The 24,364-nt window shown below is 73.6% G+C and carries 26 protein-coding genes and 1 pseudogene; 14 read left to right on the plus strand and 13 right to left on the minus strand.

Going from position 1 to position 24,364, the window contains the following annotated elements:
• Window positions 1-78: 78 nt before the first annotated feature.
• From AB0D10_RS01610 to AB0D10_RS01620, 3 genes are all read right to left on the minus strand, one after another.
• Window positions 79-963 carry a metallophosphoesterase gene (locus AB0D10_RS01610; RefSeq protein ID WP_360249408.1) on the minus strand — a complete coding sequence of 295 codons (885 nt, stop codon included), beginning with the start codon at window positions 961-963 and terminating at the stop codon, window positions 79-81.
• A 123-nt stretch (window positions 964-1,086) separates the two neighbouring features.
• Complete coding sequence (locus AB0D10_RS01615; RefSeq protein WP_360249410.1) at window positions 1,087-1,422, minus strand: DUF4190 domain-containing protein; 336 nt, start codon at window positions 1,420-1,422, stop codon at window positions 1,087-1,089.
• Between the two features lie 56 nt (window positions 1,423-1,478).
• Window positions 1,479-1,634 carry a hypothetical protein gene (locus AB0D10_RS01620; protein ID WP_360249413.1) on the minus strand — a complete coding sequence of 52 codons (156 nt, stop codon included), beginning with the start codon at window positions 1,632-1,634 and terminating at the stop codon, window positions 1,479-1,481.
• Between the two features lie 119 nt (window positions 1,635-1,753).
• On the opposite strand from AB0D10_RS01620, the gene AB0D10_RS01625 reads away from it, so the two are divergent.
• The 6 genes from AB0D10_RS01625 (at window position 1,754) to AB0D10_RS01650 (ending at window position 8,511) form a co-directional block, all read left to right on the plus strand.
• Window positions 1,754-2,383, plus strand: coding sequence for a TetR family transcriptional regulator (locus AB0D10_RS01625; RefSeq protein ID WP_360249416.1), 630 nt, complete (start codon window positions 1,754-1,756; stop codon window positions 2,381-2,383).
• A 153-nt stretch (window positions 2,384-2,536) separates the two neighbouring features.
• Window positions 2,537-3,364: a serine protease gene (locus AB0D10_RS01630; protein ID WP_360249419.1), complete on the plus strand. Its 828-nt coding sequence runs from the start codon at window positions 2,537-2,539 to the stop codon at window positions 3,362-3,364.
• 246 nt (window positions 3,365-3,610) lie between these two features.
• Window positions 3,611-5,104: a S28 family serine protease gene (locus AB0D10_RS01635; protein WP_360249422.1), complete on the plus strand. Its 1,494-nt coding sequence runs from the start codon at window positions 3,611-3,613 to the stop codon at window positions 5,102-5,104.
• A gap of 221 nt (window positions 5,105-5,325) precedes the next feature.
• A complete protein-coding gene (locus tag AB0D10_RS01640; protein ID WP_360249425.1) occupies window positions 5,326-5,976 on the plus strand; it encodes a TetR/AcrR family transcriptional regulator in 651 nt (216 codons plus the stop codon).
• Window positions 5,960-7,594: an acyl-CoA dehydrogenase family protein gene (locus AB0D10_RS01645; protein WP_360249428.1), complete on the plus strand. Its 1,635-nt coding sequence runs from the start codon at window positions 5,960-5,962 to the stop codon at window positions 7,592-7,594. The genes AB0D10_RS01640 and AB0D10_RS01645 overlap by 17 nt, the downstream gene beginning before the upstream one ends.
• On the plus strand, window positions 7,591-8,511 hold the full coding sequence (locus AB0D10_RS01650) for an amidohydrolase family protein (protein ID WP_360249431.1): 921 nt from the start codon (window positions 7,591-7,593) through the stop codon (window positions 8,509-8,511). The genes AB0D10_RS01645 and AB0D10_RS01650 overlap by 4 nt, the downstream gene beginning before the upstream one ends.
• Here the strand turns inward: AB0D10_RS01650 and AB0D10_RS01655 are convergent, their stop codons facing one another.
• A complete protein-coding gene (locus AB0D10_RS01655; protein ID WP_360249433.1) occupies window positions 8,512-9,318 on the minus strand; it encodes an inositol monophosphatase family protein in 807 nt (268 codons plus the stop codon). It abuts the gene before it with no gap.
• Between the two features lie 115 nt (window positions 9,319-9,433).
• Between AB0D10_RS01655 and AB0D10_RS01660 the strand changes: the two genes are divergently transcribed.
• Window positions 9,434-10,426, plus strand: a complete 993-nt coding sequence (locus tag AB0D10_RS01660; RefSeq protein WP_360249436.1) for an Lrp/AsnC family transcriptional regulator — start codon at window positions 9,434-9,436, stop codon at window positions 10,424-10,426.
• 139 nt (window positions 10,427-10,565) lie between these two features.
• Window positions 10,566-10,997 (plus strand): hypothetical protein, encoded by a 432-nt coding sequence (locus AB0D10_RS01665; protein ID WP_360249439.1) that lies wholly within the window; start codon window positions 10,566-10,568, stop codon window positions 10,995-10,997.
• Here AB0D10_RS01665 and AB0D10_RS01670 read toward each other — a convergent pair.
• From AB0D10_RS01670 to AB0D10_RS01685, 4 genes are all read right to left on the minus strand, one after another.
• Window positions 10,988-11,878: a helix-turn-helix transcriptional regulator gene (locus AB0D10_RS01670; RefSeq protein WP_360249442.1), complete on the minus strand. Its 891-nt coding sequence runs from the start codon at window positions 11,876-11,878 to the stop codon at window positions 10,988-10,990. The two genes, AB0D10_RS01665 and AB0D10_RS01670, sit on opposite strands and share 10 nt — an antisense overlap.
• Window positions 11,879-11,973: 95 nt before the next feature.
• Window positions 11,974-12,456: a hypothetical protein gene (locus AB0D10_RS01675; RefSeq protein ID WP_360249445.1), complete on the minus strand. Its 483-nt coding sequence runs from the start codon at window positions 12,454-12,456 to the stop codon at window positions 11,974-11,976.
• 120 nt (window positions 12,457-12,576) lie between these two features.
• Complete coding sequence (locus AB0D10_RS01680) at window positions 12,577-13,284, minus strand: 4'-phosphopantetheinyl transferase superfamily protein (RefSeq protein WP_360249447.1); 708 nt, start codon at window positions 13,282-13,284, stop codon at window positions 12,577-12,579.
• Window positions 13,285-13,702: 418 nt separating this feature from the next.
• Entirely contained in the window at window positions 13,703-14,338 is a 636-nt protein-coding gene (locus AB0D10_RS01685) for a TetR family transcriptional regulator (protein WP_360249450.1), read from the minus strand.
• A 76-nt stretch (window positions 14,339-14,414) separates the two neighbouring features.
• On the opposite strand from AB0D10_RS01685, the gene AB0D10_RS01690 reads away from it, so the two are divergent.
• Entirely contained in the window at window positions 14,415-15,386 is a 972-nt protein-coding gene (locus AB0D10_RS01690; protein WP_360249452.1) for a hypothetical protein, read from the plus strand.
• Here the strand turns inward: AB0D10_RS01690 and AB0D10_RS01695 are convergent.
• From AB0D10_RS01695 to AB0D10_RS01710, 4 genes and pseudogenes are all read right to left on the minus strand, one after another.
• Window positions 15,383-15,886, minus strand: coding sequence for a hypothetical protein (locus AB0D10_RS01695; protein WP_360249455.1), 504 nt, complete (start codon window positions 15,884-15,886; stop codon window positions 15,383-15,385). The two genes, AB0D10_RS01690 and AB0D10_RS01695, sit on opposite strands and share 4 nt — an antisense overlap.
• A gap of 112 nt (window positions 15,887-15,998) precedes the next feature.
• A pseudogene (locus AB0D10_RS01700) lies at window positions 15,999-16,281 on the minus strand (SDR family oxidoreductase); the annotation flags it as partial.
• Between the two features lie 158 nt (window positions 16,282-16,439).
• On the minus strand, window positions 16,440-17,666 hold the full coding sequence (kynU, locus tag AB0D10_RS01705) for a kynureninase (protein WP_360249458.1): 1,227 nt from the start codon (window positions 17,664-17,666) through the stop codon (window positions 16,440-16,442).
• Window positions 17,667-17,692: 26 nt separating this feature from the next.
• A complete protein-coding gene (locus AB0D10_RS01710) occupies window positions 17,693-18,523 on the minus strand; it encodes a tryptophan 2,3-dioxygenase family protein (protein ID WP_360249461.1) in 831 nt (276 codons plus the stop codon).
• Window positions 18,524-18,739: 216 nt separating this feature from the next.
• Between AB0D10_RS01710 and AB0D10_RS01715 the strand changes: the two genes are divergently transcribed.
• Window positions 18,740-19,174: an Lrp/AsnC family transcriptional regulator gene (locus AB0D10_RS01715; protein WP_360249464.1), complete on the plus strand. Its 435-nt coding sequence runs from the start codon at window positions 18,740-18,742 to the stop codon at window positions 19,172-19,174.
• Window positions 19,175-19,280: 106 nt separating this feature from the next.
• The gene (locus AB0D10_RS01720) at window positions 19,281-19,820 is read left to right on the plus strand and encodes an NAD(P)H-dependent oxidoreductase (protein ID WP_360249467.1); all 540 of its coding nucleotides are present in this window, start codon (window positions 19,281-19,283) and stop codon (window positions 19,818-19,820) included.
• Between the two features lie 72 nt (window positions 19,821-19,892).
• Here the strand turns inward: AB0D10_RS01720 and AB0D10_RS01725 are convergent, their stop codons facing one another.
• A complete protein-coding gene (locus AB0D10_RS01725) occupies window positions 19,893-20,525 on the minus strand; it encodes a MarC family protein (protein ID WP_360249470.1) in 633 nt (210 codons plus the stop codon).
• Between the two features lie 257 nt (window positions 20,526-20,782).
• On the opposite strand from AB0D10_RS01725, the gene AB0D10_RS01730 reads away from it, so the two are divergent.
• From AB0D10_RS01730 to AB0D10_RS01740, 3 genes are all read left to right on the plus strand, one after another.
• The gene (locus tag AB0D10_RS01730) at window positions 20,783-21,343 is read left to right on the plus strand and encodes a DoxX family protein (RefSeq protein ID WP_360249473.1); all 561 of its coding nucleotides are present in this window, start codon (window positions 20,783-20,785) and stop codon (window positions 21,341-21,343) included.
• Between the two features lie 154 nt (window positions 21,344-21,497).
• On the plus strand, window positions 21,498-22,151 hold the full coding sequence (locus AB0D10_RS01735) for an FxLYD domain-containing protein (RefSeq protein WP_360249476.1): 654 nt from the start codon (window positions 21,498-21,500) through the stop codon (window positions 22,149-22,151).
• A 291-nt stretch (window positions 22,152-22,442) separates the two neighbouring features.
• Entirely contained in the window at window positions 22,443-24,260 is a 1,818-nt protein-coding gene (locus tag AB0D10_RS01740; RefSeq protein ID WP_360249479.1) for a glycosyl hydrolase family 18 protein, read from the plus strand.
• Window positions 24,261-24,364: the final 104 nt, after the last annotated feature.

Genomic DNA, 24,364 nt, shown 5'->3' on the forward strand with positions numbered 1-24,364 from the left:
ATCGGAGGGGGTGCGGGAAAGGAAGGGGCCTGGGACCGGGGACCGGGAGGCGGAACGAGGGATCCGGGGAGCCGGAGGTCAGCCTGCGGCCGGCGGGAACACGTCGCGCAGCAGCGGGTCCGGCAGGCCGCGCTTGCGCCACTCGCGGGGGTAGCCCAGCGAGACCTCCTCGAACGGCACACCGTCGTAGGTGGTCTTGCGGGGGATGTGCAGGTGGCCGTAGATCATCGCAGCGGTGTTGAAGCGGCGGTGCCACTCGGCGGTCAGCTCGGTGCCGCACCACTGGGCGAATTCGGGGTACCAGAGGATCTCGGTGGGGTGGCGGACGAGCGGGTAGTGGTTGACGAAGACGAGCGGGATGTCCGGGTCGCAGGCCGCCAGGCGCTCCTCGGTCAGCCGGACGCGCTCGCGGCACCAGGAGTCGCGGTCCGGGAACGGGTCGGGGTGGAGCATCCGCTCGTCAGCGCAGACGATGCCGCTCTCGTAGGCGGCCGCCAGGGACTCCTCCTTGGTGGTCGTGCCCGGGGCACGGAAGGAGTAGTCGTACAGGAGGAAGAGCGGGACGATCCGGACCGGCCCGTCCGGGCCCTGCCAGACCGGGTACGGGTCCTCGGGGGTCACCACGCCGAGGCCGCGGCAGAGTTCCACCAGGTGCTCGTAGCGGGCGACGCCGCGCAGCTGGACCGGGTCCTCGGGGTGGGTCCACAGCTCGTGGTTGCCGGGCACCCACACCACGCGGGCGAAGCGCTCGGCGAGCAGGCCGAGGGCCCACTCGATGCTGGTGGTGCGCTCGGCAACGTCACCGGCGACGAGCAGCCAGTCGTCGGGGTGGGTGGGCTGGAGCTTCTCCACCAGGTCGCGGTTCTCCTGGTAGGAGATGTGCAGGTCGCTCACCGCGAGGAGCCGTCCGCCGGTCGGGGCGGGCCGCGCCGCCTCTGCGTCGCTGCGGTTCTCCGTGGTCACTCCTGCCCCCTGAGGTCGTCCGGCCGATGTGGCCACCCTACGTGGCGGGCCCGGGGAGCGGGGCGGGTTGACGGGATCAGTTGTTCGAGCGGTCCGGAGTGCCGCCGGGGAGTTGAGGACGGCTCAGGAGCTGAAGTCCATGAGTACGCCGTGCGAGGTGGCGGTGGTGACGGCGAGGATCACCAACGAGGCGGTGCCGATCACCAGGCCGAGGACGGCGCGGCCGCGGCGGCTGGTGCCGCGGACCAGGGCCAGGGTGGCGAGGGTGATGGCGAGCGGGCCCAGGACGATGTTGAAGAGCAGGAGGCCGGGGAGGCCGAGGAGGAAGGAGGCGACGGCCAGGCCGTCGGCGTCGGCGGTCTCCCGCGGGCCGGCGTTGCGGCGGCCGGCGTCCTGCCGGTCGATCTTCCGGTGGCTGGTGTCCTGGCGGCCGTACTGGGGGGTGGCGGCGGTGCTCATGGCGGTGCGGGTCCTCTCTGGGAGTGGACGCGGGTGCGGTCCGGGAAGCTTCCGGGTCAGCGGTGGCGCAGGCGGGTGATGCCTTCGCGGGCGCCGAAGGCGAGCAGCCAGGCGGTGATGGCGGCGGAGGCGGTGAGGAAGACCGGGAGCGAGGTGTGGGCGGCGGTGCCGATCAGAACGGCCATGGCGACCAGGGCGGAGAGCAGGATCACGGCTGACTCCTTCGGCTGCGGCTGTGGGTGCGCCGGTTTCGGTTGACAAGTGTTCACTGACTTCGGCATCACTGTACCCCGGCTGGCCAAGTTCGGCAAACGACTGTTTACTGAATGGCGTGAGTCACACCGTAGGGGCCAGACAGGCCCAGAAGCAGCAGAGTCGGCGGGCGTTGCTGGACGCGGGGTTGCACCTGCTGGCCGATCAGAACCTGGCGAGCCTCGGCGTCCGCGAGGTCACCCGGGAGGCCGGGCTCTCCCCGGCCGCGTTCTACCGGCACTTCCCGGACCTCGCCGCCCTCGGGGTCGCGCTGGTCGAGGAGTCGCTGGCCAGCCTGCACGTCATGATCCGCTCGGTGCTCGCCGAAGCCGGTGGCGCCGAGGAGCTGATCGACCGCGCGGTGGACGTGATCGAGCGCCACGTCCGCGAACACCGCTCGCACGTCCGCTTCCTGGCCCGCGAGCGGCACGGCGGGGTCCGGCGGGTGCGCGAGGCGATCGACGCCGAGCTCGGTCGCTTCGCCGCAGAGGTGGGGGCCGCACTGGCGCTGCAGCCGGTCTCGCGGGGGTGGAGCGAGCAGGACCTGCGGATGCTCGCCGAGTTGTACGTGGACCACATGGTGTCGACGGCCTCCGCCCTCCTGGAGGCGCAGGAGGGTGACCCGGCCCGGGAGCGGCGGATTGCTGCCACCGCGCGCCTCCAGCTGCGCCTGATCAGTCTGGGCCGGCGCCACTGGCAGGGGAGTTGACCCGGTGGCGTAGGGGGCGTGCGGGTGCCCCGGCGGCGGTGGGGGTGGTAACCGGCCATTGCGATCGGGATGGTTTCTTGGTCTTGCCTTGACTCTTGACAGTGGGTCATGTCCGCGACAGCTTTGGTGGACCCCCACACCGAGAGGTCTCTCATGAAGAAGCCGCTCATAGGCATGCTCGCCACGGTCCTGGCTGCCGGCGCCGGCGCCCTCGCCGGCGCAGCCCCCGTCCAGGCCGCCCCCTCGGCCACCGTCAACTTCGCCGGAACGGTCGCGCTCAGCAACTGCTCCGGCTCGCTGGTACGGATGCCCGGCTCGACCGCGAGCGACCCCGCGCTCGTGCTCTCCAACGGCCACTGCCTGGAGTCCGGTATGCCCGGCCCCGGCCAGGTGGTCGTCAACCAGCCCTCCAGCCGGACCTTCACCCTGCTCAACGCCTCCGGCGGCAGCCTCGCCACGCTGCGCGCGACCAAGGTGGTCTACGGCGCGATGACCGACACCGACGTGTCGATCTACCAGCTGAACACCAGTTACTCCTCGATCCAGTCCCGGTACGGGATCGCCCCGCTGACCATCGCCGCCGGCCACCCCGCCCAGGGCGCCTCGATCAAGGTCGTCTCCGGGTACTGGAAGAAGATCTACTCCTGCTCGATCGACGGCTTCGCCTACCGGCTGAAGGAAGCCGACTGGACCTTCAAGGACTCGGTCCGCTACACCTCGACCTGCAACGTGATCGGCGGCACCTCCGGCTCGCCGGTGGTCGACGCCTCGTCCGGCCAGGTGGTCGCCGTGAACAACACGATCAACGAGAACGGCGAGCGCTGCACTCTGGACAACCCCTGCGAGGTCGACCAGAACGGTGCGGTGACGGTGCGCCGGGGCATCGGCTACGCCCAGGAGACGTACGGGATCCCGGCCTGCTTCGCCGCCGGCAACCGGCTCGACCTCACCCGCGCGGGCTGCGCCCTGCCCCGCCCGTAACCCCGCCCGCGCCGCATGTGCACCCCGCACCCGCGCCGCACCCCGCACCCGCGCCGCATCCTGCGCCCGCGAGGCACCCGCCGGCAGGGCAGCGCAACCCCAGTGACCAGCACCTTTACCCCGATGGGCCATCCACCGACGGCGGATGGCCCATTCGGCCGTCCGCCGGGCGGCCGAAGCACCACCCGCACCGCAGAGTTGTGCCCACGAGGCGGCAGTCATGTCCTTTGACCAGATGGAGAGTTGATGACCACCACGCTGAGAAGGCTGTTGGTTTCCACCCTGCTGATACCGCTGCTCGCGTTCGGCGGCCTGGCGTCCCCGGCGCTGGCCGCCGACGCCGACGGCGCCCGGGCGGCCGGGGCGGCCCACGGCCGGAGCCCGGCCGACGACCCGAACGCCGACATCAAGGACCGGCTGGCGGCGATCCCCGGGGTGACCATCACCGAGGAGAAGCCGACCACCACCGGTCACCGCTACTTCATCGCGACCTACACCCAGCCGATCGACCACTCCCGTCCCTGGCTGGGGACCTTCCAGCAGCGCTTCAGCCTGCTGCACCGCGGCTACGACCGCCCGACCGTCTTCTACACCAACGGCTACACCCTGGGCACCAGCCCGTCCCGGACCGAGCCCACCCGGCTGGTGGACGGCAACCAGGTCTCCATCGAGTACCGGTTCTTCACCCCCTCCCGCCCCGAACCGGCGGACTGGTCCAAGGCCGGCATCCGTCAGGCGGCCGCCGACTCGCACCGGCTGGTGACCGCGCTCAAGCGGATCTACCAGCAGGAGTGGCTGTCCACCGGCGCCAGCAAGGGCGGGATGTCCTCCACCTTCTACCGCCGCTTCTACCCGGACGACGTGGCCGGCACGATCGCCTACGTCGCGCCGAACAACACCGACGTCAACGACTACGCGGCCTACAGCGAGTTCTTCCGCACCGTCGGCACCCCCGAGTGCCGGGACCGGCTGAACGCCGCCCAGCGCGAGCTGCTGGTGCGCCGCGACCGCCTGGTGGCCCGCTACACCGCCGACAACAAGGCGGCGGGCTCCACCTTCAACACCCTCGGCACCCCGGACCGCGCGTACGAGGCGGGTGTGCTGGACGTGGTCTGGGCGTTCTGGCAGTACAGCCTGGAGGCGGACTGCGCCAAGGTCCCGGTGGCCGCCACCGCGACCGACGACGAGCTGTACGCCTGGTTCGACGCGCAGTCGGGCATCACCGGCAACAGCGACCAGTCGCTGGCGAAGTACACCGCGTACTACTACCAGGCCGCCACCGAGCTGGGTGCGCCGTTCTTCGACGTCTCGTACCTGAAGGACCTGCTGCACTACGACTACAAGGACCTCTACTCGGCCCGGAGCTACGTGCCGAAGGAGATCCCGACCACCTTCAACCGCAACGCGATGCCCGACATCGACCGCTGGGTGAAGCGCGAGGGCGAGCGGATCATGTACGTCTACGGCGGCAACGACCCGTGGGGCGCCAAGCCGTTCCACCTCGGCCGGGGCAGTGAGGACAGCTACGTCTACACCGTGCCCGGTGGCAACCACGGCTCCAACATCGGCAAGCTGCCCGCCGAACAGTCGGCGGAGGCCACCGCCAAGGTGCTGGAGTGGGCCGGGCTGGGCGACCAGGACGCCGCCCGTTCGCTCGCCAAGTCGCCGCAGCTGATCCCGGCCTTCGGGCCGCTAGACGTCGAGGGTCAGCGGCTGGAGCAGGAGCGCCGCCCGCTGTAGCGCCGTCCCCGCTGCCGTGCCGTCCGCCGTGGCGCGCCGGCCGGCAGCGCCCCTGATCGGAGGAGGCCGCCCCGCTGCCCGGGGCGGCCTCCTTCTGCTGTCGGCGGGGTCGGCCGCCCTCGGCGCAGGGGGCGGAAGCGGCCACCGGGGGCGGAAGCGGCCGCCGGGCGTGGAGGAGGCGCCCCCGGACCCCCTCCCCGAAGCGGTGAATCAGTGCTTCAATGCTTTCCGTGGCCTACCGACGCACGCCCGCCGTACAAGCCCGCCTGGATGCCCAGCGCGAGGCGGTACTGCAGTCGGCGGTCCTGCTGCTGGCCGAGCGCGGCTACGGCGGCTGCACGATGGCCGCCGTGGCGGACCGCGCAGGGATCGCCACCGGCAGCCTCTACCAGCACTTCGCCAACAAGGCCGAGCTGTCGGTGCAGCTGTTCCGGCGGGTGGTCACCCGCGAGATCGACGCGGTCAACGCGGCCGTCGCCCAGCGGGACACCCCGCAGCGGCGGATCGCCGCCGTGGTCGAGACCTTCGCGGCCCGCGCCCTGCGCGTGCCCCGGCTGGCGTACGCGCTGCTGGTCGAACCGGCCGACGCGGTGGTGGACGGCGAGCGCCTGGTGTTCCGCCGGGCGTTCCGCGACGTGATCGCCACCGAGATCGCCGCCGCCGTGGCGAGCGGCGAACTGCCCGAGCAGGATCCGGTGCTGACCGCCGCGGCCCTGGTCGGCGCGGTCGCCGAGGCGCTGGCCGGCCCGCTCGCGGCCAGACCCGAAAGCAACGGGGTCACCGATCCTCGGGCGGCCGCCGCCGAGGTCGTCCCCGCCCTGGTCTCCTTCACCCTGCGTGCCCTGGGAGGACGCGATGACAGCGACGCATGAGGTCACCAACCAGGTGCCCCTGCCGTACGGACACGACACCGCCGCCGACCCCGCCCTGCTCGCCGCGCTGCGGCGGGCCGGTGCCGGCTGGGCCGAGCCCGAACTGCGTGAGCTGGGCCGGCTGGCCGGCTCCGAGCAGGCCGCCGAATGGGGCCGACTGGCCAACGAGAACCCGCCGGTGCTGCGCACCCACGACCGCTTCGGCCACCGCGTCGACGAGGTCGAGTTCCACCCGTACTGGCACGAGCTGATGCGCACCGCCGTCTCGTACGGCCTGCACGCCGCGCCCTGGCGGGACGGGCGCCCCGGCGCCCACACCGCCCGCGCGGCCAAGTTCTTCGTCTGGGGGCAGGTCGAGGCCGGCCACACCTGTCCGATCTCGATGACCTACGCCGCCGTCCCGGCGCTGCGCGCGAACCCCTCCCTGGCGGCGGAGCTGGAGCCGCTGCTGGCCTCGAAGGAGTACGACTTCGGGCTGCGCGAGCCGCGCACCAAGCGCGGGCTGATCGCCGGCATGTCGATGACCGAGAAGCAGGGCGGCTCGGACGTCCGCAGCAACACCACCACCGCGGCCCCGCAGCCGGACGGCACCTACCGGATCACCGGCCACAAGTGGTTCACCTCGGCGCCGATGTCCGACCTCTTCCTGACGCTCGCGCAGGCGCCGGGCGGGCTCAGCTGCTTCGTGCTGCCGCGCGTCCTGCCGGACGGCAGCCGCAACCGTCTGCACCTGATGCGCCTCAAGGACAAGCTCGGCAACAAGTCCAACGCCTCCGCCGAGCTGGAGTACGACGGCGCGGTCGGCTGGCTGGTCGGCGAGGAGGGGCGCGGCGTGCCGACCATCATCGAGATGGTCAACATGACCCGCTTGGACTGCACCATCGGCGCGGCCTCCGGGATGCGCTACGGCGCCACCCGCGCCGTCCACCACGCCCTGCACCGGCGGGCGTTCGGCAAGGCGCTGGTCGACCAGCCGCTGATGCGCAACGTGCTGGCCGACCTGGTGGTGGAGTCCGAGGCGGCCACCACGGTCGCCATGCGGCTCGCCCAGTCCACCGACCTCGCCCTGGCCGGGGACGAAACCGAGTCGCTGGTGCGGAGGCTGGGCCTGGCGGTGGCCAAGTACGGGGTGTGCAAGCGCGGTCCGGCGCACTCCGCCGAGGCGCTGGAGTGCCTGGGCGGCAACGGCTACGTGGAGGAGTCCGGGATGCCCCGGCTCTACCGCGAGGCGCCGCTGGTGTCGATCTGGGAGGGCTCCGGCAACGTCGCCGCCCTGGACGCGCTGCGGGCCATGGCCAGGCGCCCGGAGAGCGTGGAGGCGTTCCTCGGCGAACTGGACGCCGCCGCGGGCGCGGACCGCCGGCTGGACGCCGCCGTCGCCGCGCTGCGCAAGGAGCTCGCCGACCTGTCCGACCTGGAGTACCGCACCCGCCGGCTGGTCGAATCGATGGCGCTGGCCTTCCAGGGCTCGCTGCTGGTCCGGTACGGGGATCCGGCCGTGGCCGACGCGTTCTGCGCGAGCCGGCTGGCTGGCGACCGCGGTACGGCCTTCGGCACCTTGCCGTCCGGGGTCGACACCGGGGCGATCATCGACCGCGCCCGCCCGGTGACCGCATGAGCGACCTCCACGGGAACGGACACCCGGACCGCGGCCAGGAGGCGGCGGGCGTAAGGGAGTTCTGGCGGGCCCTGGGGCTGCCCGGCCTGATCGACGTGCACACCCACTTCATGCCGGAGAACGTCCTCGACAAGGTGTGGGCCTACTTCGACGCGGCCGGCCCGCTGATCGACCGGCCCTGGCCGATCACCTACCGCGAGGCCGAGGCGGAACGCGTCGCCCGGCTGCGGGAGTTCGGTGTCCGGGCGTTCACCTCGATGCTCTACCCGCACAAGCCGGGGATGGCCGCCTGGCTGAACGCCTGGTCCGCCGACTTCGCCGCCCGCACCCCCGACTGCCTGCACACCGCGACCTTCTTCCCCGAGCCCGGGGCCGCCGGGTACGTCGCCCGCGCGATCGGGGACGGCGCCCGGGTGTTCAAGGCGCACCTGCAGGTCGGCGGCTACGACCCGACGGACCCGCACCTGGACGAGGTCTGGGGGCTGCTCGCTGAGACCGGCACCCCCGTGATCTCGCACTGCGGGTCCGGGCCGGTGGCGGGCCCGTTCACCGGTCCCGGCCCGATCGGCGAGGTGCTGGAGCGCCACCCCGGGCTGGTCCTGGTGGTCGCCCACCTCGGCATGTCGGACTACCGCGAGTTCCTCGACCTGGCGGAGCGCCACCCGGCCGTCCGGCTGGACACCACGATGGCGTTCACCGACTTCGTGGAGGCCGACGACCCGTTCCCGCGCGGGGAACTGCCGCGGCTGCTCGGGCTGCAGGACAGGGTCCTGCTCGGCAGCGACTTCCCCAACATCCCGTACCGCTACGTCCACCAGCTGGAGGCGCTGGCCGGTCTGGGCCTGGGGGAGGACTGGCTGCGGGCGGTCTGCCACGACAACGCCGCAGCGCTCTTCGGCATCAAGCCCGAGGACTGATCACCGCACCGTCCGCAGCACCCCCAGCGCTTCGGCGTGCAGCCCGGGCGCGGCGACCAGGAAGCTGTCGGAGCCGGCCGTCCAGGCCGCCCCGGTGGCGTCCGTCACCGCCGCGCCCGCCTCGCCCGCGATCAGCGCGCCGGGCAGCAGGTTGCCCGCGTCCGCCCCGTACTCCCAGAACAGCGCCAGGTGCCCGGAGCCGACCTGCGCCACCTGCAGCGCGGTCGGGCCGAGGTTGCGCACCGCCAGCACGGCGCCCGCCATCGCGGACAGCGACTCGCCCGCCCGGCGCAGCGCCACCGGGTCCTCGGCGACCCGCGGCGGCTGGCTGGTGGCGGCGACGGTGACCGCCGCCGCGCGCTCCAGCGGGGCGATCGGCCGTCCGTCCAGCTCGGCGCCGCCGCCCAGCACCGCCCGGTAGGTCCGCCCGCCGTCCAGCTCCGGGGCGTGCACCACGGCCAGCACCGCGGCGCCGTCCCGGACCAGCGTGACGGTGACCGCCCAGTGCGGGTGGCCGAGCAGGTACTGCACCGCGCCGTCGGTCGCGTCGCAGAGCCACCACTCGCCCTCGGCGGGCAGCGAACCGTCCAGGGCCTCCGGCGCCCAGCCGGCCTGCGGGCGCAGCGCGGTCAGCCGCCGTCGCAGCCCGGCGACGGCCGGGCCGTCCAGCTCGGCGAAGCGGGCCCCGGCCTCCTCGACGGTCCTCGCCGTGACCGGTTCGGTGGACCGGCGGGCCGCCAGTTCGGCGCCGATCTCGCGCACCGCGGCCTCCACGCCCTCAGCCAGCGTCCACAGTTCGCTCGTCACGGTGACCCTCCTCCTGCTCCGGGGCCGGTCCGTTCCGGCCCACCGGGACAAGGAGTACCGTGCTCACGGCCGAACAGGACGCTCAAGCCGCCGGATACGGCGGGGATCGGACACCATGGACCTCACTGCTGCGGATCCGGACACCGTGCTGGACCCCCTGGATCGCCGTCTGGTCTGCGCCCTCCAGGTGGACGGACGGGCCGAGCCCGGCCGGATCGCCGAGGCGCTGGGCGTCTCGGCCCGTACCGTCACCCGCCGGTTGGCCCGGATGCGGGAGGCCGGGGTGCTGCGGGTGGTCCGGCTGTCCGATGTCGAGGACGCCGCCGTGGGTGCGCTGCTGCTGCGGGTCCGGGTGCTGAGCGGCCGGGTGGACGCCGTCGCGCAGGCGCTGGCCGACCGCCCCGACGTCCCCTTCGTCGACGTGATGCTCGGCGGCCACGAGGTCGGTGCGGTCGTGCTGACCGACGCCGGATCCCGCGACCGGCTGCTGTACGGGCAGTTGCCCGCGACCACCGCCGTCACCGAGACGACCACCCACGCCGTGCTGCACGCCTTCGCCGACGCCGGGCAGTGGCGGGCCGGTCACCTGACCGCGGAGGAGACCGCCGCGCTCGCCCGGCCCGTCGTCCCGCGCCCCGCCGCGCCCCCGCCGCTGGACGGCCTCGACCGCGCGCTGCTGGAGCGGCTGGGCGAGGACGCCCGGCAGTCCCACGCCGTCCTGGCCACGGCCGTCGGCTCGCCCGAGTCGACCGTGCGCCGCCGGCTGCACCGGCTGGACGGGCTCGGGCTGCTGCGCACCCACGCCACCGTCGACCCGCGGCTGCTCGGCATGGCGGTCGACGCCAACCTCTGGCTGGACGTGCCGCCCGGCCGGATCGCCGAGGTCGGCACCGCGCTGGCCCGCCACCCGCAGGTGCACGGCGTGTTCGCCACCAGCGGCCCGACCAGCCTGCTGGCGACGCTGTTCTGCGCGGACCACGGCGAGCTGTACCGCTTCCTCACCGACACCCTCGGCCCCCTCGGCGCCGCCCGCGTCGAGACCACGATCACCGCCCGCGCGGTGAAGCGGGCGGGCGTCCTGCTCCGGCAGCCGCCCCGGCGGCCGTAGCGGCCGTTGCCTGCGGGGCACCGGAGCGGCCGTTACCTGCGGGGTAATCGACGCCCGGCGGCGGGCCGGGCAGGGTGGGGTCGACCCGGTGCGGCCGCGACGGCCCCGGGCTCCCACCCCCGACAGGAGGCGATCCGCCGTGTCCGCCCACGCGAACCCCCGCACCCCCGCCCGGCCGGGCTCCGCCCTCGCGCCGTGGACGGTGCGCGGCGCCCTCACCCTGGACGCCCTGGTCACCGGCGCCAACGGCCTGGCCTACCTGGCCTTCGCCGGCCCGCTCGGCGACCTGCTCGGCATCGGCCGCGCCACGCTGTTCGAGCTCGGGCTCCTGCTCACCTGCTACGCGGTCGCGGTGGGTGTGCTGGGCGCCCGCCGGCAGCCGCCGCGGTCGGGGGTGCGGGCGGTGATCGGCGTCAACCTCGCCTGGGTGGTGCTCAGCCTGGTCGCGATGGAGGCGTGGCTTGAGCCGACCACCGCCGGGTTCGCCTGGATCCCGCTGCAGGCCGCGGCGGTGGGCCTGTTCGCCCTCATGCAGGTCACCGCGCTGCGCCGCGACGTCCGCTACGGCTGAGGCTCCGTCCCGACCGCGGTCTGCAGGAACCGCGCGGTCTCCGCGTCGGCCGGCAGGAAGGTCTCCATGGCCAGCTCGGAGACGGTCACGTCCAGCGGCGTGTTGAAGGTCGTGACGGTCGAGAGGAAGGAGAGCACCTGCCCCCGGTGGCGGATGCGCATCGGCAGCGCGAACGGGAAGCCGTCCTCGGCGGGGTCGGTCGCCGGGCCGTCCGCGTGACCGTCCGTGGCGCTGCCCGCCGGGCCGCCTGCGGGGCCGTGCGCCGGGCCGTCGGCCGGCTCGGGGTAGCTGCGGACCTCCTCGTACAGCCGCTGCAGCGGCTCGGCGGGGACCAGCTCCATGCGGCGCTCCATCCGCTCCAGCAGGTGCCGCCGCCACTGCCGCAGGTTGACGATGCGCGGCGCCAGCCCGTCCGGGTGGAGGGTGATCCGGACGGCGTTGAGCGGCGGCTCCAGCAGGCGCGGGGCGACCCCGTCGAGGAGCAGACCGAGCGAGCGGTTGGCCGCCAGCACCCGGAAGCCGCCGTCGAGGACGAGCGCCGGGTACGGGTCGTGGGCGGCCAGCAGCCGCTCCACGCCGCCGCGCAGCGCGTCCATCGTGGGGTCGTCCAGCGGCGTCTCGGGGTACTGCGGGGCGTAACCGGCGGCGAGCAGCAGGGTGTTGCGCTCGCGCACCGGGACGTCCAGCTGTTCGGCCAGCCGTAGCACCAGCTCGCGGCTCGGGCGGGAGCGGCCGTTCTCGACGAAGCTGAGGTGGCGGGCCGAGGAGTCCGCCCGCAGGGCCAGTTGGAGCTGGCTGAGCTGCCGTCGTTCCCGCCAGCCGCGCAGCAGCGGGCCGACGCCGGTTCCCGTCGGGCTGCCCATGCCCGCCATGATCGTCATGGCCCAGGACGGTACTCGAACGAGCCCGGTCCGCGGGAGGTGACGAACGCGGACGAAGGGGACGCGGGGGGTCGGGGACCCGGGCGGGCGGGGGATCAGACGCCGGTGCTGGAACCCGGCCGGATGACCATGAGGACCACGACCACGGCCCACAGCAGGTTGAACACCCCGGCCGTCATCGGCAGCAGGCGCAGGCCGTTGACGGCCTTGGTGCGCTGCTCGTCCTCCGGGTCGAGGGCGAGCGCGTCCACGGCGGCCTGCTGGCCGGGCAGGACGAAGAGCAGGAGCGAGAGCGCGGCGATCGCGGTCAGCACCATGGAGACGATCACCCAGGACTGTCCCATCACGTCCATCACCTGGGCCAGGCCGATGCCCAGCACCGGTACCGCCACTCCGAGCAGCGCGTAGACCTGGGTGATCCGGTGCAGGACGCGCAGCACGCCCGCGTCGGAGGCCTGGTCCGGTCCGTCGGCCAGCGCGGCCTTCGCCCGGCGCGGGAACATGCTGACGGCCACCGCGACCGGGCCTATGAACAGGACCGACACGAGGACGTGCAGGCTCAGCAGGAACTTGGCCATGGCGGGGCACCCTTTGGATCCGGTGGGCAGCTGGGGAGCGGGCGCGCGATCGGCGGGCCCACGACCAGGCACGCTAACACCGCTTATCCCCGGGGTTCCGGGCGCGGGTGCCTCCGGGGCTCAACCCGCGGCCGTCAGCTCCACGATCCGCGGCGCGGCGGTGCTGACCGCCGCGACGGCGGCGCCGTGCTCCGGGTCGGTCCAGTCGATCAGGTGCAGGTCCTCGTGGCGGCCGCGCAGCGGGGTGCCCGGCGGCACGGCCAGCGGCAGGGCGGAGAGGTCGATCCGGCCGAGGGTGTCCAGGGTGGCCCGCCCGATCTTGATCAGCGACTCCTTGCGCACCCAGAGCCGCAGGAACGCCCGGTCCGGTTCCGGGTCCGCCTCGACCAGGGCGAGTTCGGCCGGGGTCAGCACCCGGCGGGCGACCGCACGCAGCGACCCGCCCCGGGCGGACAGTTCGACGTCCACGCCGACCGGCTGGTGGCCGGCACCCGCGGCGACCACGCCCCGGGTGTGCGACAGGCTCACGTGCACCCCGGGGTGGTCCGGCAGGTACGGCTTGCCGTGGTCGGCGAGCCCGCAGTCCGGGCACTGCTGGGCGAGCACCAGGCCGGCCGCCGGGACACCGAGCAGCCGGGCGGCGCAGAGCCGGACCAGCAGGTGGCCGGCGGTGAAGTCGGTCCGTCCGGACTCGTGCCGGAAGCGCGCGGCGCGCTCCCGTTCGAGGTCGGTCAGCAGGTGCTCGCCCGCCTCGGGGTGCCGCAGCACGGCGTCGGCGGACGCGACGGCGACGAGCGGGGCGCTCTGGTCCTGGGCCTCGGTGGTCATGACTCCAACCTAGCTCCACGCCGGAAGCCGTCGGCGGGGGGAGCGCCACCGCGCCGGTGCCCGGGCGCACCGGGGCGTCGCTGAGCCGTTCGCGGGAACTCCGGATCCGATCCGATGGTCCGCCAGGTGTGAACAGGCCACCGCGAACGGCACCGTCGACCACTCCGCCGGTGAGGCGACCCTCACCGGCGGCGGCACCAGCGCGAAGCAGGTCTTCGACGTCGCACGGAACCTCGCCCCGCCGCCGCGGCCGCCACAGCTGACGGCCGGTCCGGGGCTGCCGGTCCGGGTCGGCCGGACCGGAGCGGGCCCGAACGGCGGAGGGTCTGAACGCCCGAGAGCCTGAGCAGCCGGTCCACGCCGCGGGCCGCCCGAGTCGAGCCGACCGGGCGGCCTGTGCCGGTCCCGGGTGCCGCTCCTACGCCTGCCGCCCTGCCGGGTAGTCCGAGAGCCCTGCGGCCAGCAGGTCGAAGGCCTGTTCCACCGCGGGCCCGACCCTGGCCCGGACCGCCTCGACCGGTTCGCCGGCCACCACGGCCCGTCGGATCCCGCCGAGCACGGCCCGGTGGGCCCCGGCGATGGCCCCGGCCACCACGTGGGGGAGCGGGTCGTCCTCGGCGGCCCCCGACTCCTCGGCGAGGGCGGCCGCCAGTGCGGCCTCGGCCCGCTCGCCGAGTTCCAGCAGCCGGGCCCGCAGTGCCGGGCTGTCGGCGACGATCCGCCAGAACGCGGCCATCCGCGGGTTCAGCCCGATGGTCGGCTCCCCGTCGGCGACGGCGGCCAGCAGGTCGGCCCGGACGGCTGCCGCGGCGGAGCTGCCGGCCGGGCGGCGGCGGACCACGTCGGCCAGGTGGGCGACCACCGCGTCCTGCCGGTCGAAGAACAGGTCCTCCTTGGTCGGGAAGTAGTTGAAGACGGTGTTCGGCGAGACCCCGGCGGCCCGGGCCACCTCGACGACCGTGACCCGGTCGAACCCGCGCTCGGCGAACAGACCCATGGCGGTGTCGGCCAGGAGTTCCCGGGTCTGCTGCTTCTTGAGTTCGCGAAGTCCCATGGCGGAATCCTACGCCGGAACCATGGAGTCGCATCAAACTTGAAGTGACACCAAAATTATCCGCTACGGTGGCGGCATGACATTCACCTTCGGCATCTACCCCGGCGGACTGCTCGGTGACGACACCGGTGTGCTCGCTCCCGTCAGCCCCGACGACCCAGCGTCGATCACCGAGGCCCTGCGCGAACTCCAGGGCGGGGCGGGCGAGTTCCTGGTCCGCGCCTACCGGTCGTACGGGGACCCGGCGCACGCCCCCGAGCGGCCCGAGCGGTACGCGGTCGAGGGCCGCAAGCTCGACCTGGTGCTGCAGTACCGCGACCGCAGCGGGGAGACGGCGGGCTGGCTGGACTTCGTCCGCAGTACGGTCCGGACTGAGGGGCACCGCCTCGCCCTGCTCCAGATCTGCGAGGAGCCCAACCTGGACCTGCCGCCCGTGGACGGCAGCATCCCGAACGTCCGCCGGGCGCTGGTGAAGGGCGTGGTCGCGGCCAAGGAGGAGGCGTTGGCGTGCGGTCACGACCGGCTGGCCGTCGGCTTCAACGCGGTGCCGTCCTTCGACCCCGCGGACACCTTCTGGTCCGGGCTCGGCGAACTCGTCGACGAGCGCTTCCACCGCGCCCTGGACTACGTCGGCCTGGACTTCTTCCCGGACGTCTTCCGCCCCGTCCCGCCCGGCGGACTCACCGGCGCGGTCCGGGCGGTGGTCGCCGGATTCCGGCAGGGCTCGCTGCCCCGGGCCGGCATCGGGCCTGCCGTCCCGGTCCGGATCTGCGAGAACGGGTGGCCCACCGGCCCCGGGCGCAGCGAGGCGCGGCAGGCCGAGGTGGTCGACGAGGTGGTCCGGGCGGTCGCCGGGCTGGCGGCCGAACTGAACGTCACCGGCTACACGTTCTTCGCCCTGCGGGACGCCGACAGTGCGGGCGCGGGGCTGTTCCACCACTTCGGCCTGGTGCGCGACGACTACTCGCGCAAGCCGGCGTTCCGCACCTACCGGGACCTGGTGGCCGAGCTGACCGACCGTGCCGACCCGGCCGACTGCGCGGGCTAGGGCTTGTCCGCCTCGAAGAAGCGCTCCACTGTGCGGCGCCGGGCGGCGACGGCGTGCACCGGCTCGCCGATCACCCGCCCGGCCAGGGTGACGGCCAGCTCGCCGACGTCCCCGCGGAGCACGTCGGCCGCCGCGGCCCGGTCGGCGGCGATCCGCGCCCGGCCGGCGACGAGCAGTGCGTCCCTGGTGCGCAGGCCCTCCGCGCGGGCCGCGGCGATCGCCGCCGCGCCGCGCTCGGCGTAGTCCGCCCGGATCCGGGCGGCCTCGTGCCGGGCCTCTGCCAGTTCCCGCACGTGGGCGTCCCGGACGGCGTCGGCCTCGGCGTACAGGGTCTCCGCCCGTTCCATCCGGCCCTCGGTGGCCTCCCAGCGCTCGGCCTGTACCCGTTCGGCGCGGGGGAGCAGGTGTCGGCCGAGTATCCAGAGGACCAGGAAGAACAGCGCCAGGCCGAGGAGCAGGGGGACCGGTTCCGGCTTGAGCGGGCCGAGTTCGAGGTTCACGCCACCTCCCAGTGGTCTGACGATCCGTCAATCGTCGGTTTTCCCTGGGTCGACGGTGATCGAACTCGGTGTGGGCATGACCTGCGTCACGGCGCCCGGCCGGCCCCGGACCTCACCGGCTCGTCACTGACGTGACGGTCGGGCCGGTGGTCCGGCCGCCGTCCACCGCCGGGCTCGGCGCCCGTGAGGCAGGAGGCGTCGTCGGAGCGCGGGTGGACCACGGCGGTGGCGATCTCGGGGGCCTCGCCGACCCGGGCCGCCGGGGTGTCGGGGCAGTCGCCGTTCCCACTGCGGATGCCGACCGCGGCCGTCATCGGGGTGTGGGTCGTGCCCGGGTGCACCGAGGTGACCCGGATCCGTCCGGCGCCCGGCTCGACCGCTCCGGTCCTGCCCCTCCGGGGGTGCAGGGCCTGGCGACGGACATCGCCACCGGCTCGGCGAGGAAGGTCTCCTCGCCGAGCCGGTCAGGGGGCGGACCCGGTGGGGCGCTGCTGCGTCCGGTCGGCCGGGGCCGCCCACCCGTCCCGCCTCACCGTCAGGACCGCCTCCGGGCTCAGGTCACCTCGCCCCGGCGGGAGAAGCGCTCCGCCCGCCACTCGCCGCTCTCCAGCACCTCGGCCAGCTGCCGGGCGGCGTCCCAGACCTCGGTGTACGACAGGTACAGCGGGGTGAAGCCGAAGCGCATCAGGTCCGGCGCGCGGAAGTCGCCGATCACCCCGCGCTCGATCAGCGCCTGCACCACCGGGTAGCCGTCCGCGTGCCGCAGGGCGACCTGGCTGCCGCGCCGGGCGTGCTCGCGCGGGGTCACCACCTCGATCCCGTCCAGGCCCTCGGTCAGCGAGATGAACAGATCGGTCAGCGCCAGGCTCTTCGCCCGCACCGCGGCGAGGTCGGCCCGCTCCCAGACGTCCAGCGAGGCTTCGAGGGCGGCCTGGCCGAGCAGTGAGGGCGAACTGGTCAGGAAGCGGCCGATGCCCTGCTTGGGGTCGTACCCGGGCTCGAAGGCGAACGGGCGGGCGTGCCCGAACCAGCCGCTCAGCGGCTGCAACGGACCGGCCGCCAGGTGGCGCTCGGCCACGTACAGGAAGGCCGGCGAACCGGGGCCGCCGTTCAGGTACTTGTAGGTGCAGCCGACCGCGAAGTCAGCGCCGGCGGCGCCGAGTTCGACCGGCAGCGCGCCCACCGCGTGGCACACGTCCCAGATCATCAGCGCGCCCGCGGCCTGCACCCGGGCGGTGATCCCGGGCATGTCCAGCAGCTCGCCGGTGCGGTAGTCCACGTGCGAGAGGACGACCGCGGCGACGTCGCCGTCCAGGTGCAGGTCCAGCTCCTCGGGCCGGACCAGCGCGCTGCGGGCGCCCTCGACCAGGCCGGTCACGCCCTCGGCGATGTACAGGTCGGTCGGGAAGGCCTCGGCGTCGCCGAGCACCGTGCGCCGCCCCGGGCGCAGCCGCAACGCGGCCGAGAGCACCTTGAACAGGTTCACCGAGGTGGTGTCGCAGACGACCACCTCCGCCGGATCGGCCCCGATCAGCGGCGCGATCCGTCGCCCCAGCCGGTACGGCTGCTCGAACCAGCCGGCGTCGTTCCAGCTGCGGATCAGCTCCCGGCCCCACTCCTCCTCGACCACCCGGCGCACCCGCTCGGGCGTGCGCACCGGCAGCGCGCCCAGCGAGTTGCCGTCCAGGTAGATCACCCCGTCCGGCAGGGCGAACTCCTTGCGGAACGCCGCCAGCGGGTCGACGGCGTCCAGCGCCGCGCACTCCTCGCGCGTGGTCATGCCCATCTCTCCTTCGTCGCCTCTGCTCACAGCTCGTCCCGGATCGTCCACAGCTCGGGGAACACGTCCTGCTCGGCCGACTTGCGCAGCCAGGTCAGCCCGCTGGAGCCGCCCGAGCCGGGCTTGCCGCCCATGGTCCGCCTGACCGCCGAGAGGTGCCGCTGGCGCCAGCGGGTGACCCGCTCGGCGACGTCCAGCAGGGCCTCGCCGAGCGGCTGCAGCGCGGCGAACTCCGGCTCGGAGTACACCCGGCGCCAGGCGGAGGCGACCTCCTCGGACGGGCGGTAGCGCTGCTCGGAGGGCTGCACGTCCAGTTCCAGGCCGTGCCTGGCCAGCAGCGCCAACGCCTCGTCGTAGAGGCTCGGGGAGCGCAGCGCCTCCACCAGCCCGTCCTGGGTGCCCGGCATGCCGTCGTACATCTTCAGCAGCGCGGCGTTCTTGTTGCCGAGCAGGAACTCCAGGTGCAGGAAGGCCGCGGACTGGAAGCCGGAGGCCTCGCCGAACAGCGAGCGGAAGGAGTTGAACTCCTGCGGCGTCATGGTGGCCAGCAGGCCCCAGGACTCCACCAGCACGTCCTGGGCGTGCGTGCCCCGGCGCAGCGCGGCGAGCGCGGCGGGCAGGTCGTCCTCGCGCAGTGCCCGCCGGGCGATGTCCCACTCGTGCCGCACCAGGTCGAAGAGCAGCTCCATCACCTGGGTGGTGACGATGAACGACAGCTCGGCGGGCTCCTTGCCGAGCGGGTGCTGCAGGCTGTGCAGCTCGTCCAGCCGCGCGTACCGGGCGTACGGGGTGCTCCGAACCGGCGCCCCGCCCCGACCGAACGACAGGTTGGGTGTCTCCACCGTGTCGTGCCCCATCCCGATCCCTCCTGATCCGTCCGGGCCGTATCGCCCGGTCCGGTGAACCAGACGGACTGCCCGGTTCCACCGGGTGCCCATTGTGCGGCGACGGTGGCCCCCGCTTGAATGGTCGACGGATACCGCAACCGCCATCGGAGCTGTTGATCGCGAGGCGTTCGGCCCATTCGCTTTACGAATGAAAATCACTTGATCCCGACCGCCCGGGGAGCCGCCATGGACGCCGTCGACCGCCGCCTGCTGGCCGAGCTGCAGGCCGACGCCCGGCTCTCGTACAACGAACTCTCCCGCCGGGTGAGCCTGTCCGCACCCGCGGTCGCCGAACGGGTCCGCAGGCTGGAGGCCGAGGGCGTCATCAGCGGCTACCACGCGCACGTGGACCCGACCCGGGCCGGACTGCCGATCACGGCGCTGGTGCAGATCCAGTGCTACGGCCCGCGCTGCCTGCTCCGCGACCCCGACGTGGCGACCTGGCCGGAGGTGCTGCAGCTGCACCGGGTCACCGGCGGGGCCTGCTGCGTGCTGCTGGTCGCGGTGCCGACGATGGCCGAGTTCGAGGCGCTGTGCGACCGGCTCGGCGCCTACGGCCAACCGTCCAGCTCGATGATCCTCTCCAGCCCGGTGCCGTGGCGGCCGCTGGCGCCGCGCTGACCGGGCACGCTGACCGGGCACGCGGACCGGGGCGCCGGCGACGACCCCGGGCGACGGCCGCCGGCCGCTGGCCTTGACGCGGACGTCAAGGAGTAGGTTCCGGCGCATGTCGAACGAGCGCCACATCCTGCTGCTGCCGGGGAGCCTGCGGGCCGGCTCCACCAACGAGACCGTGCTGCGCACCGCCGCCGCGGTGGCCGCCGCCACCCCGGGCCTGCGGACCACGTACTACACCGGGCTGGCCGGCCTCCCGCACTTCAACCCGGACCACGACACCGACCCGCTGCCGGAGCCGGTGGCCGCGCTGCGGGCGGCGATCGAGGCGGCCGACGCGCTGCTGGTCTGCACGCCCGAGTACGCCGGGACGCTGCCGGGCTCGTTCAAGAACCTGCTGGACTGGACGGTCGGCGGGGTGGAGGTCTCGGACAAGCCCACCGCCTGGATCAACGCCGCCGGGCCGGGCCGCGGCGGGGGCGCCGAGGCCACCCTGCGCACCGTCCTCGGCTACACCGGCGCGGCCGTGGTGGACGAGGCCTGCGTCCGGATCCCGCTGGAGCGCGGGGCGGTCGGCCCGGACGGGCTGGTCGCCGATCCGCTGGTGCGCCGGCGGATCGCCGAGGTACTGGCGACGCTGACGCGGGCCTGACGCGGGCCTGACGCGGGCCGGGCGCGGTTCGGACGCGGTCCGGCCTCGACGCGTCCGGTGGCGGGGCCGGGCTCAGTGCGCCTCGGGCAGGTGCACCCCGAGCCCGGACAGGCCCTCCAGGAACAGTTCCACGCCGACCGCCGCCAGCAGCAGCCCGAGCAGCCGGGACAGCACCTCCAGGGAGGTCCGGTGGGAGCGCTGCAGCAGCGGCGCCAGCAGGGCCACGCAGAGGTAGTTGATCACTGTGACGGCCACGTACGCCCCGGCGACCGCGGACTTCCAGGCCCAGTTGTCCTGGTTGAGGGAGGCGACCAGGACGGCGGTCACCGCGAGCGGGCTGGCGATGTACGGAAGCAGCAGCTCTCGGATGCCGTCCACCAGCGGGTTCGACAAGTGGTCGTCGCGCTCGCTGTCGCCGCCGAGGTGGACGCCGAAGACCAGCGCGACGGCGTAGACGAAGAAGATCAGTCCGCCCGCGAGCTGCAGCGACTGGTCGCTGATGTGGAAGAGGGTGCTGACCTCGTCCGCCGTGAACCCGAGCACCAGGCCGATCACCGCCGAGATGACCGTGCTCCACGCCGCCAGCCGCCGCAGGTCCCGGGTGCTGCGGGTGGTGGCCAGCCGGGCGAAGGACAGCAGGGTCTTCGGCGGTCCGACCACGGCGAAGAAGGTGATGAACGCGCTGCTCAGGTTAAAGACGAACATGCGCCCAGCATGACCGCGGCGCCCCGGGCGGCCGGGCCGCCACGCCCCGCGGTCGGGAGTGGCGTGGGCCTCCCCGGTCCGGGCTCCGCTTCCATCGGCGTTTCATTCCCGGTCGACGGTGAATTCGCCCGGATGGCGGCACCGGACTCGAACGCGTGGACGGTCTCGGTTGCTATGGAGGCAGGACTGCCACCCGGGCGGCCCCACCGGCACGACCACCGGCAGGGACCGCTCCGCCGCGGAAACGAGGAAGCGACATGTGCCTGAACCGTAAGGACCTGGGCCTGCTGGCCCTGCGCAGCGCGGTCGGCGGGGTGCTGATCGCGCACGGCACCCAGAAGCTGTTCGGCTGGTTCGGTGGCGGCGGCCTGGAGGGCACCACCCAGGCCATGGACCACATGGGCTTCCACCCGGCCCGGGAGAGCGCGATGGCGGCCGGCCTCGGCGAGGCGGGCGGCGGCGCGCTGCTGGTGGTGGGGCTGGCCACGCCGGCGGCCGGCGCGGTGGTGGCCGGGACGATGGCGACGGCTGTGGCGGTGCACGCCCCGGCCGGCTTCTTCGCGATGGGCGGCGGCTACGAGTACCCGGCCTTCCTCGGGGCCACCGGCCTGGCGATCGGTCTGGCCGGTGCCGGACGGTACTCGCTGGACCACCTGACCGGCCACGCCTTCGACCGCTCCTGGATCAGTGCGCTGTCCTTCGTGGCGAGCGCGGCCGGGGCGTACGCGGTGGTCGCGCGGCGCCGGCACGTGGTGCGGCTTCGCGAAGAGCGGGCCGCCGTGGAGGCGGACGAGCAGGACGGTTCCGGGCTGTCCTGACCCGGTCCGGGCGCCGGGAGCGGTCGGGCGGACGCGGTCACCCGGAGGCAGCAGCCCTGCTGGCGGCTGCCCCCGGGCGCTCGGAGGGTGGGCGGGGGGCGTGCCGGACAGCCCGGCGCCGACCGGAACCGGCCGACCGGAAACGAGGGACCGCATGGACCGCCAGCCGCTCACCCGGGGGACTCCCCCCGGTCCGAGAGTCACCACGCAGGACCTGGACGCGTCACCGCTGCGCCGCCGACGCCACGCGGTGGCCGGGGTGTTGAGCGCGGCGCTGGTCGGGATCGGTGCGCTGGCGGGCTGCTCCTCCGGCCAGAGCGCGAGCAGCGTGGCCTCCCAGGCGGCGTCCGCGGTGGCGAAGGGCGCGAGCGCGGCTGCCTCCGCCGCCTCGGCGCTGGCCTCGGCGGCCGGTGGGGCGGGTTCGGCGCTGGCCTCGGTGGCCGGCGGCGCGGGTTCGGCACTGGCCTCGGTGGAGGCACGGGCCTCGGAGGCGGTGTCGTCGGCGTCCTCGGCCGTCGCGGGGATCAAGGGCGGACTGGACGCCAAGGGCGACGTGACCGTCGGCGCGGTGACCACCGGCACCGACAACAAGGAGCAGGTGCAGCTGACCGTCACCAACCACGGCCAGCAGACCTACCGGTACGTGATCCAGGTGAACTTCACCGACGAGTCCGGCAAGGTGGTCGACGCCACGGCGGTGACCGTCCAGGACCTGGCGGCGGGACAGAGCGTGCAGGCCGCCGCGCGCAGCAACCGGGAGCTCTCCGGCACGGTCAAGGCCGAGGTCGCCAACGCGATCCGGTACTGACGGCGCAGCTCGGTGCGGGGGTGGAACCTTAAGCGGGTCTCAAGGCCCAACAGGACCCCTTGACGGGCGAGTTGGTCTAGTCCATTTTTATTGCCCAGGTGCAGGGAGCCCCTGAACCGGCGTCGACGGCCTCGTGCCGTCGGCGCCGGTTCGGCACATCCCGGTGTCCGTCATGGCCTGAACCGCTCGATTCCCCACCCTTTCCTGTCATGTCCCGGTCGTCCGGCCCCACCCCGGACGCGCGCCCCCGGGTCCGGCGGGAACACCCCCACAACCAGGAGTCACGCACCCATGCTGCGCTCACGCATCGAAAGGGCCGGGGCCCCGGCTCCGCAGGACGGCCGCCGACGCCGTCCGAAGAGCCTGGCCGCCGTCGCGGCCGGCACCACCGCCTCCCTGCTGCTCGGCGCGGGCCTCGCGCTGTCCGGCGGCGCCGCGGCCAACGCCGCGACCACCAACAGCACCGGCGCGCCCGCCACCAGCGGCGGCATCAAGGTCGCGTACTACGACCAGTGGTCGATCTACGCGAACGGGTACTACCCCAAGACGATCCAGGACACCGGCGCGGCCGGGAAGCTGGACTACCTGATCTACGACTTCGCCAACATCCACCCGAGCGACCTCGGGTGTTTCGAGGCCACCAAGGCCGCCGACACCAACGACAACAACCCCAACGCGGGTGACGGTGCGGGCGACGCCTTCGCCGACTACCAGAAGAGCTTCGGCGCGGACATCTCGGTCGACGGCGTCGGCGACGTCTGGAACCAGCCGATCGCGGGCAACTTCAACCAGCTGAAGAAGCTGAAGGCGAAGAACCCGAACCTCAAGGTCCTGATCTCGCTGGGCGGTTGGACCTACTCCAAGTACTTCTCGGCGGCCGCCGCCACGGACGCCTCGCGCAAGCACCTGGTGTCGTCCTGCCTCGACATGTTCATCAAGGGCAACCTCCCGAGCGACGCCGGCTACGGCGGCCCGGGCTCGGCGGCCGGGGTCTTCGACGGCGTCGACATCGACTGGGAGTACCCGGGCGGCGGCGGCCACGCCGGCAACCTCTCCAGCCCGGCCGACAAGCAGAACTTCACGGCGCTGCTGAAGGAGTTCCGCACCCAGCTGGACGCGCAGGGCAAGGCCGACGGCAAGACCTACGCCCTGTCGGCGGCGGTCGGCGCGGGCCAGGACAAGATCATGAACGTCGAGACCGACAGGATCGGTCAGTACCTGACCTTCCTCGACGTCATGACCTACGACATGCACGGCGGTTGGGACCCGCAGGGGCCGACCAACCACCAGGCGCCGCTGTACTCCGGCCCGAACGACCCGTCGACCCCGGCCAAGCCGGGCAACGGCAAGTACTCGATCGACAACGCCATCAAGGCGTGGACGGCCGGCGACGCGCAGTACGGCATCCCCGGCGGCTTCCCGGCCAACAAGATCAACATGGGTGTGCCGTTCTACTACCGCGGCTGGACCGGCGTCCAGAACAACGGCAGGAACGGCCTCTTCCAGCCCGCCGCCGCCCCGGCGGCCGGTGCGGCGATGTCCGGCAACGTCCCCGGCATCCAGATGTACAAGGAGCTCGCGGGCTTCGTCGACAACCCGTCCAAGACCTTCTGGGACGACGACGCCAAGGCCACGTACTTCTACGACGGCAACACCTTCTGGAGCGGTGAGGACGCCAGGTCGATCCAGGCCAAGCTCGACTACGCGCACTGCAACGGGCTCGGCGGCTCCTTCGCCTTCTCGATGTACGACCTGGGCACCAAGACCGCCCTGTTCGACAAGATGGTGACCGCCACCAACGGTTCCGCCGCCGGCTGCCCGGCCCCGCCGACCGGCACCCCCACCCCGACCCAGACGCCGACCGGCACCCCCACCGGTACGCCGACGGGCACCCCGACCGGCACCCCCACGGGCACCCCGACCGGCACCCCGTCCACGCCGGCCACCTGCTCGGCCGCCCCGAGCTGGGACGCCAACACCACCTACGCGGCCGGCGGCACCAAGGTCTCCTGGAAGGGCCACTACTACACCAACAAGTGGTGGACCAAGGGCGACGACCCGAGCCTGAGCGGCCAGTGGGGCGTCTGGACCGACAACGGCCCCTGCTGACGACCCGCACCACCGGGGGCCCGACGGGCCCGCGCGGCGCACCGGGAGGTCCGGCCCGCCGGGGGAGCACCCCTGGCGGGCCGGACCTCCGTCGTTCCCGCGGG

The organism is Kitasatospora sp. NPDC048545, from assembly GCF_040651155.1.
In the GTDB taxonomy this organism is placed as follows: Bacteria; Actinomycetota; Actinomycetes; order Streptomycetales; family Streptomycetaceae; genus Kitasatospora.

Bases quoted from the DNA above. Each gene is read 5' to 3' on its own strand.
- AB0D10_RS01725 (WP_360249470.1), bottom strand. From the start codon at position 20,525: ATGTTCGTCTTTAACCTGAGCAGCGCGTTCATCACCTTCTTCGCCGTG.
- AB0D10_RS01730 (WP_360249473.1), top strand. From the start codon at position 20,783: ATGTGCCTGAACCGTAAGGACCTGGGCCTGCTGGCCCTGCGCAGCGCG.
- AB0D10_RS01630 (WP_360249419.1), top strand. From the start codon at position 2,537: ATGAAGAAGCCGCTCATAGGCATGCTCGCCACGGTCCTGGCTGCCGGC.
- AB0D10_RS01710 (WP_360249461.1), bottom strand. From the start codon at position 18,523: ATGGGGCACGACACGGTGGAGACACCCAACCTGTCGTTCGGTCGGGGC.
- kynU (WP_360249458.1), bottom strand. From the start codon at position 17,666: ATGACCACGCGCGAGGAGTGCGCGGCGCTGGACGCCGTCGACCCGCTG.
- AB0D10_RS01615 (WP_360249410.1), bottom strand. From the start codon at position 1,422: ATGAGCACCGCCGCCACCCCCCAGTACGGCCGCCAGGACACCAGCCAC.
- AB0D10_RS01675 (WP_360249445.1), bottom strand. From the start codon at position 12,456: ATGGCCAAGTTCCTGCTGAGCCTGCACGTCCTCGTGTCGGTCCTGTTC.
- AB0D10_RS01645 (WP_360249428.1), top strand. From the start codon at position 5,960: ATGACAGCGACGCATGAGGTCACCAACCAGGTGCCCCTGCCGTACGGA.
- AB0D10_RS01690 (WP_360249452.1), top strand. From the start codon at position 14,415: ATGACATTCACCTTCGGCATCTACCCCGGCGGACTGCTCGGTGACGAC.
- AB0D10_RS01735 (WP_360249476.1), top strand. From the start codon at position 21,498: ATGGACCGCCAGCCGCTCACCCGGGGGACTCCCCCCGGTCCGAGAGTC.
- AB0D10_RS01650 (WP_360249431.1), top strand. From the start codon at position 7,591: ATGAGCGACCTCCACGGGAACGGACACCCGGACCGCGGCCAGGAGGCG.
- AB0D10_RS01680 (WP_360249447.1), bottom strand. From the start codon at position 13,284: ATGACCACCGAGGCCCAGGACCAGAGCGCCCCGCTCGTCGCCGTCGCG.
- AB0D10_RS01660 (WP_360249436.1), top strand. From the start codon at position 9,434: ATGGACCTCACTGCTGCGGATCCGGACACCGTGCTGGACCCCCTGGAT.
- AB0D10_RS01670 (WP_360249442.1), bottom strand. From the start codon at position 11,878: ATGACGATCATGGCGGGCATGGGCAGCCCGACGGGAACCGGCGTCGGC.
- AB0D10_RS01720 (WP_360249467.1), top strand. From the start codon at position 19,281: ATGTCGAACGAGCGCCACATCCTGCTGCTGCCGGGGAGCCTGCGGGCC.
- AB0D10_RS01715 (WP_360249464.1), top strand. From the start codon at position 18,740: ATGGACGCCGTCGACCGCCGCCTGCTGGCCGAGCTGCAGGCCGACGCC.
- AB0D10_RS01640 (WP_360249425.1), top strand. From the start codon at position 5,326: ATGCTTTCCGTGGCCTACCGACGCACGCCCGCCGTACAAGCCCGCCTG.
- AB0D10_RS01635 (WP_360249422.1), top strand. From the start codon at position 3,611: ATGACCACCACGCTGAGAAGGCTGTTGGTTTCCACCCTGCTGATACCG.
- AB0D10_RS01740 (WP_360249479.1), top strand. From the start codon at position 22,443: ATGCTGCGCTCACGCATCGAAAGGGCCGGGGCCCCGGCTCCGCAGGAC.
- AB0D10_RS01685 (WP_360249450.1), bottom strand. From the start codon at position 14,338: ATGGGACTTCGCGAACTCAAGAAGCAGCAGACCCGGGAACTCCTGGCC.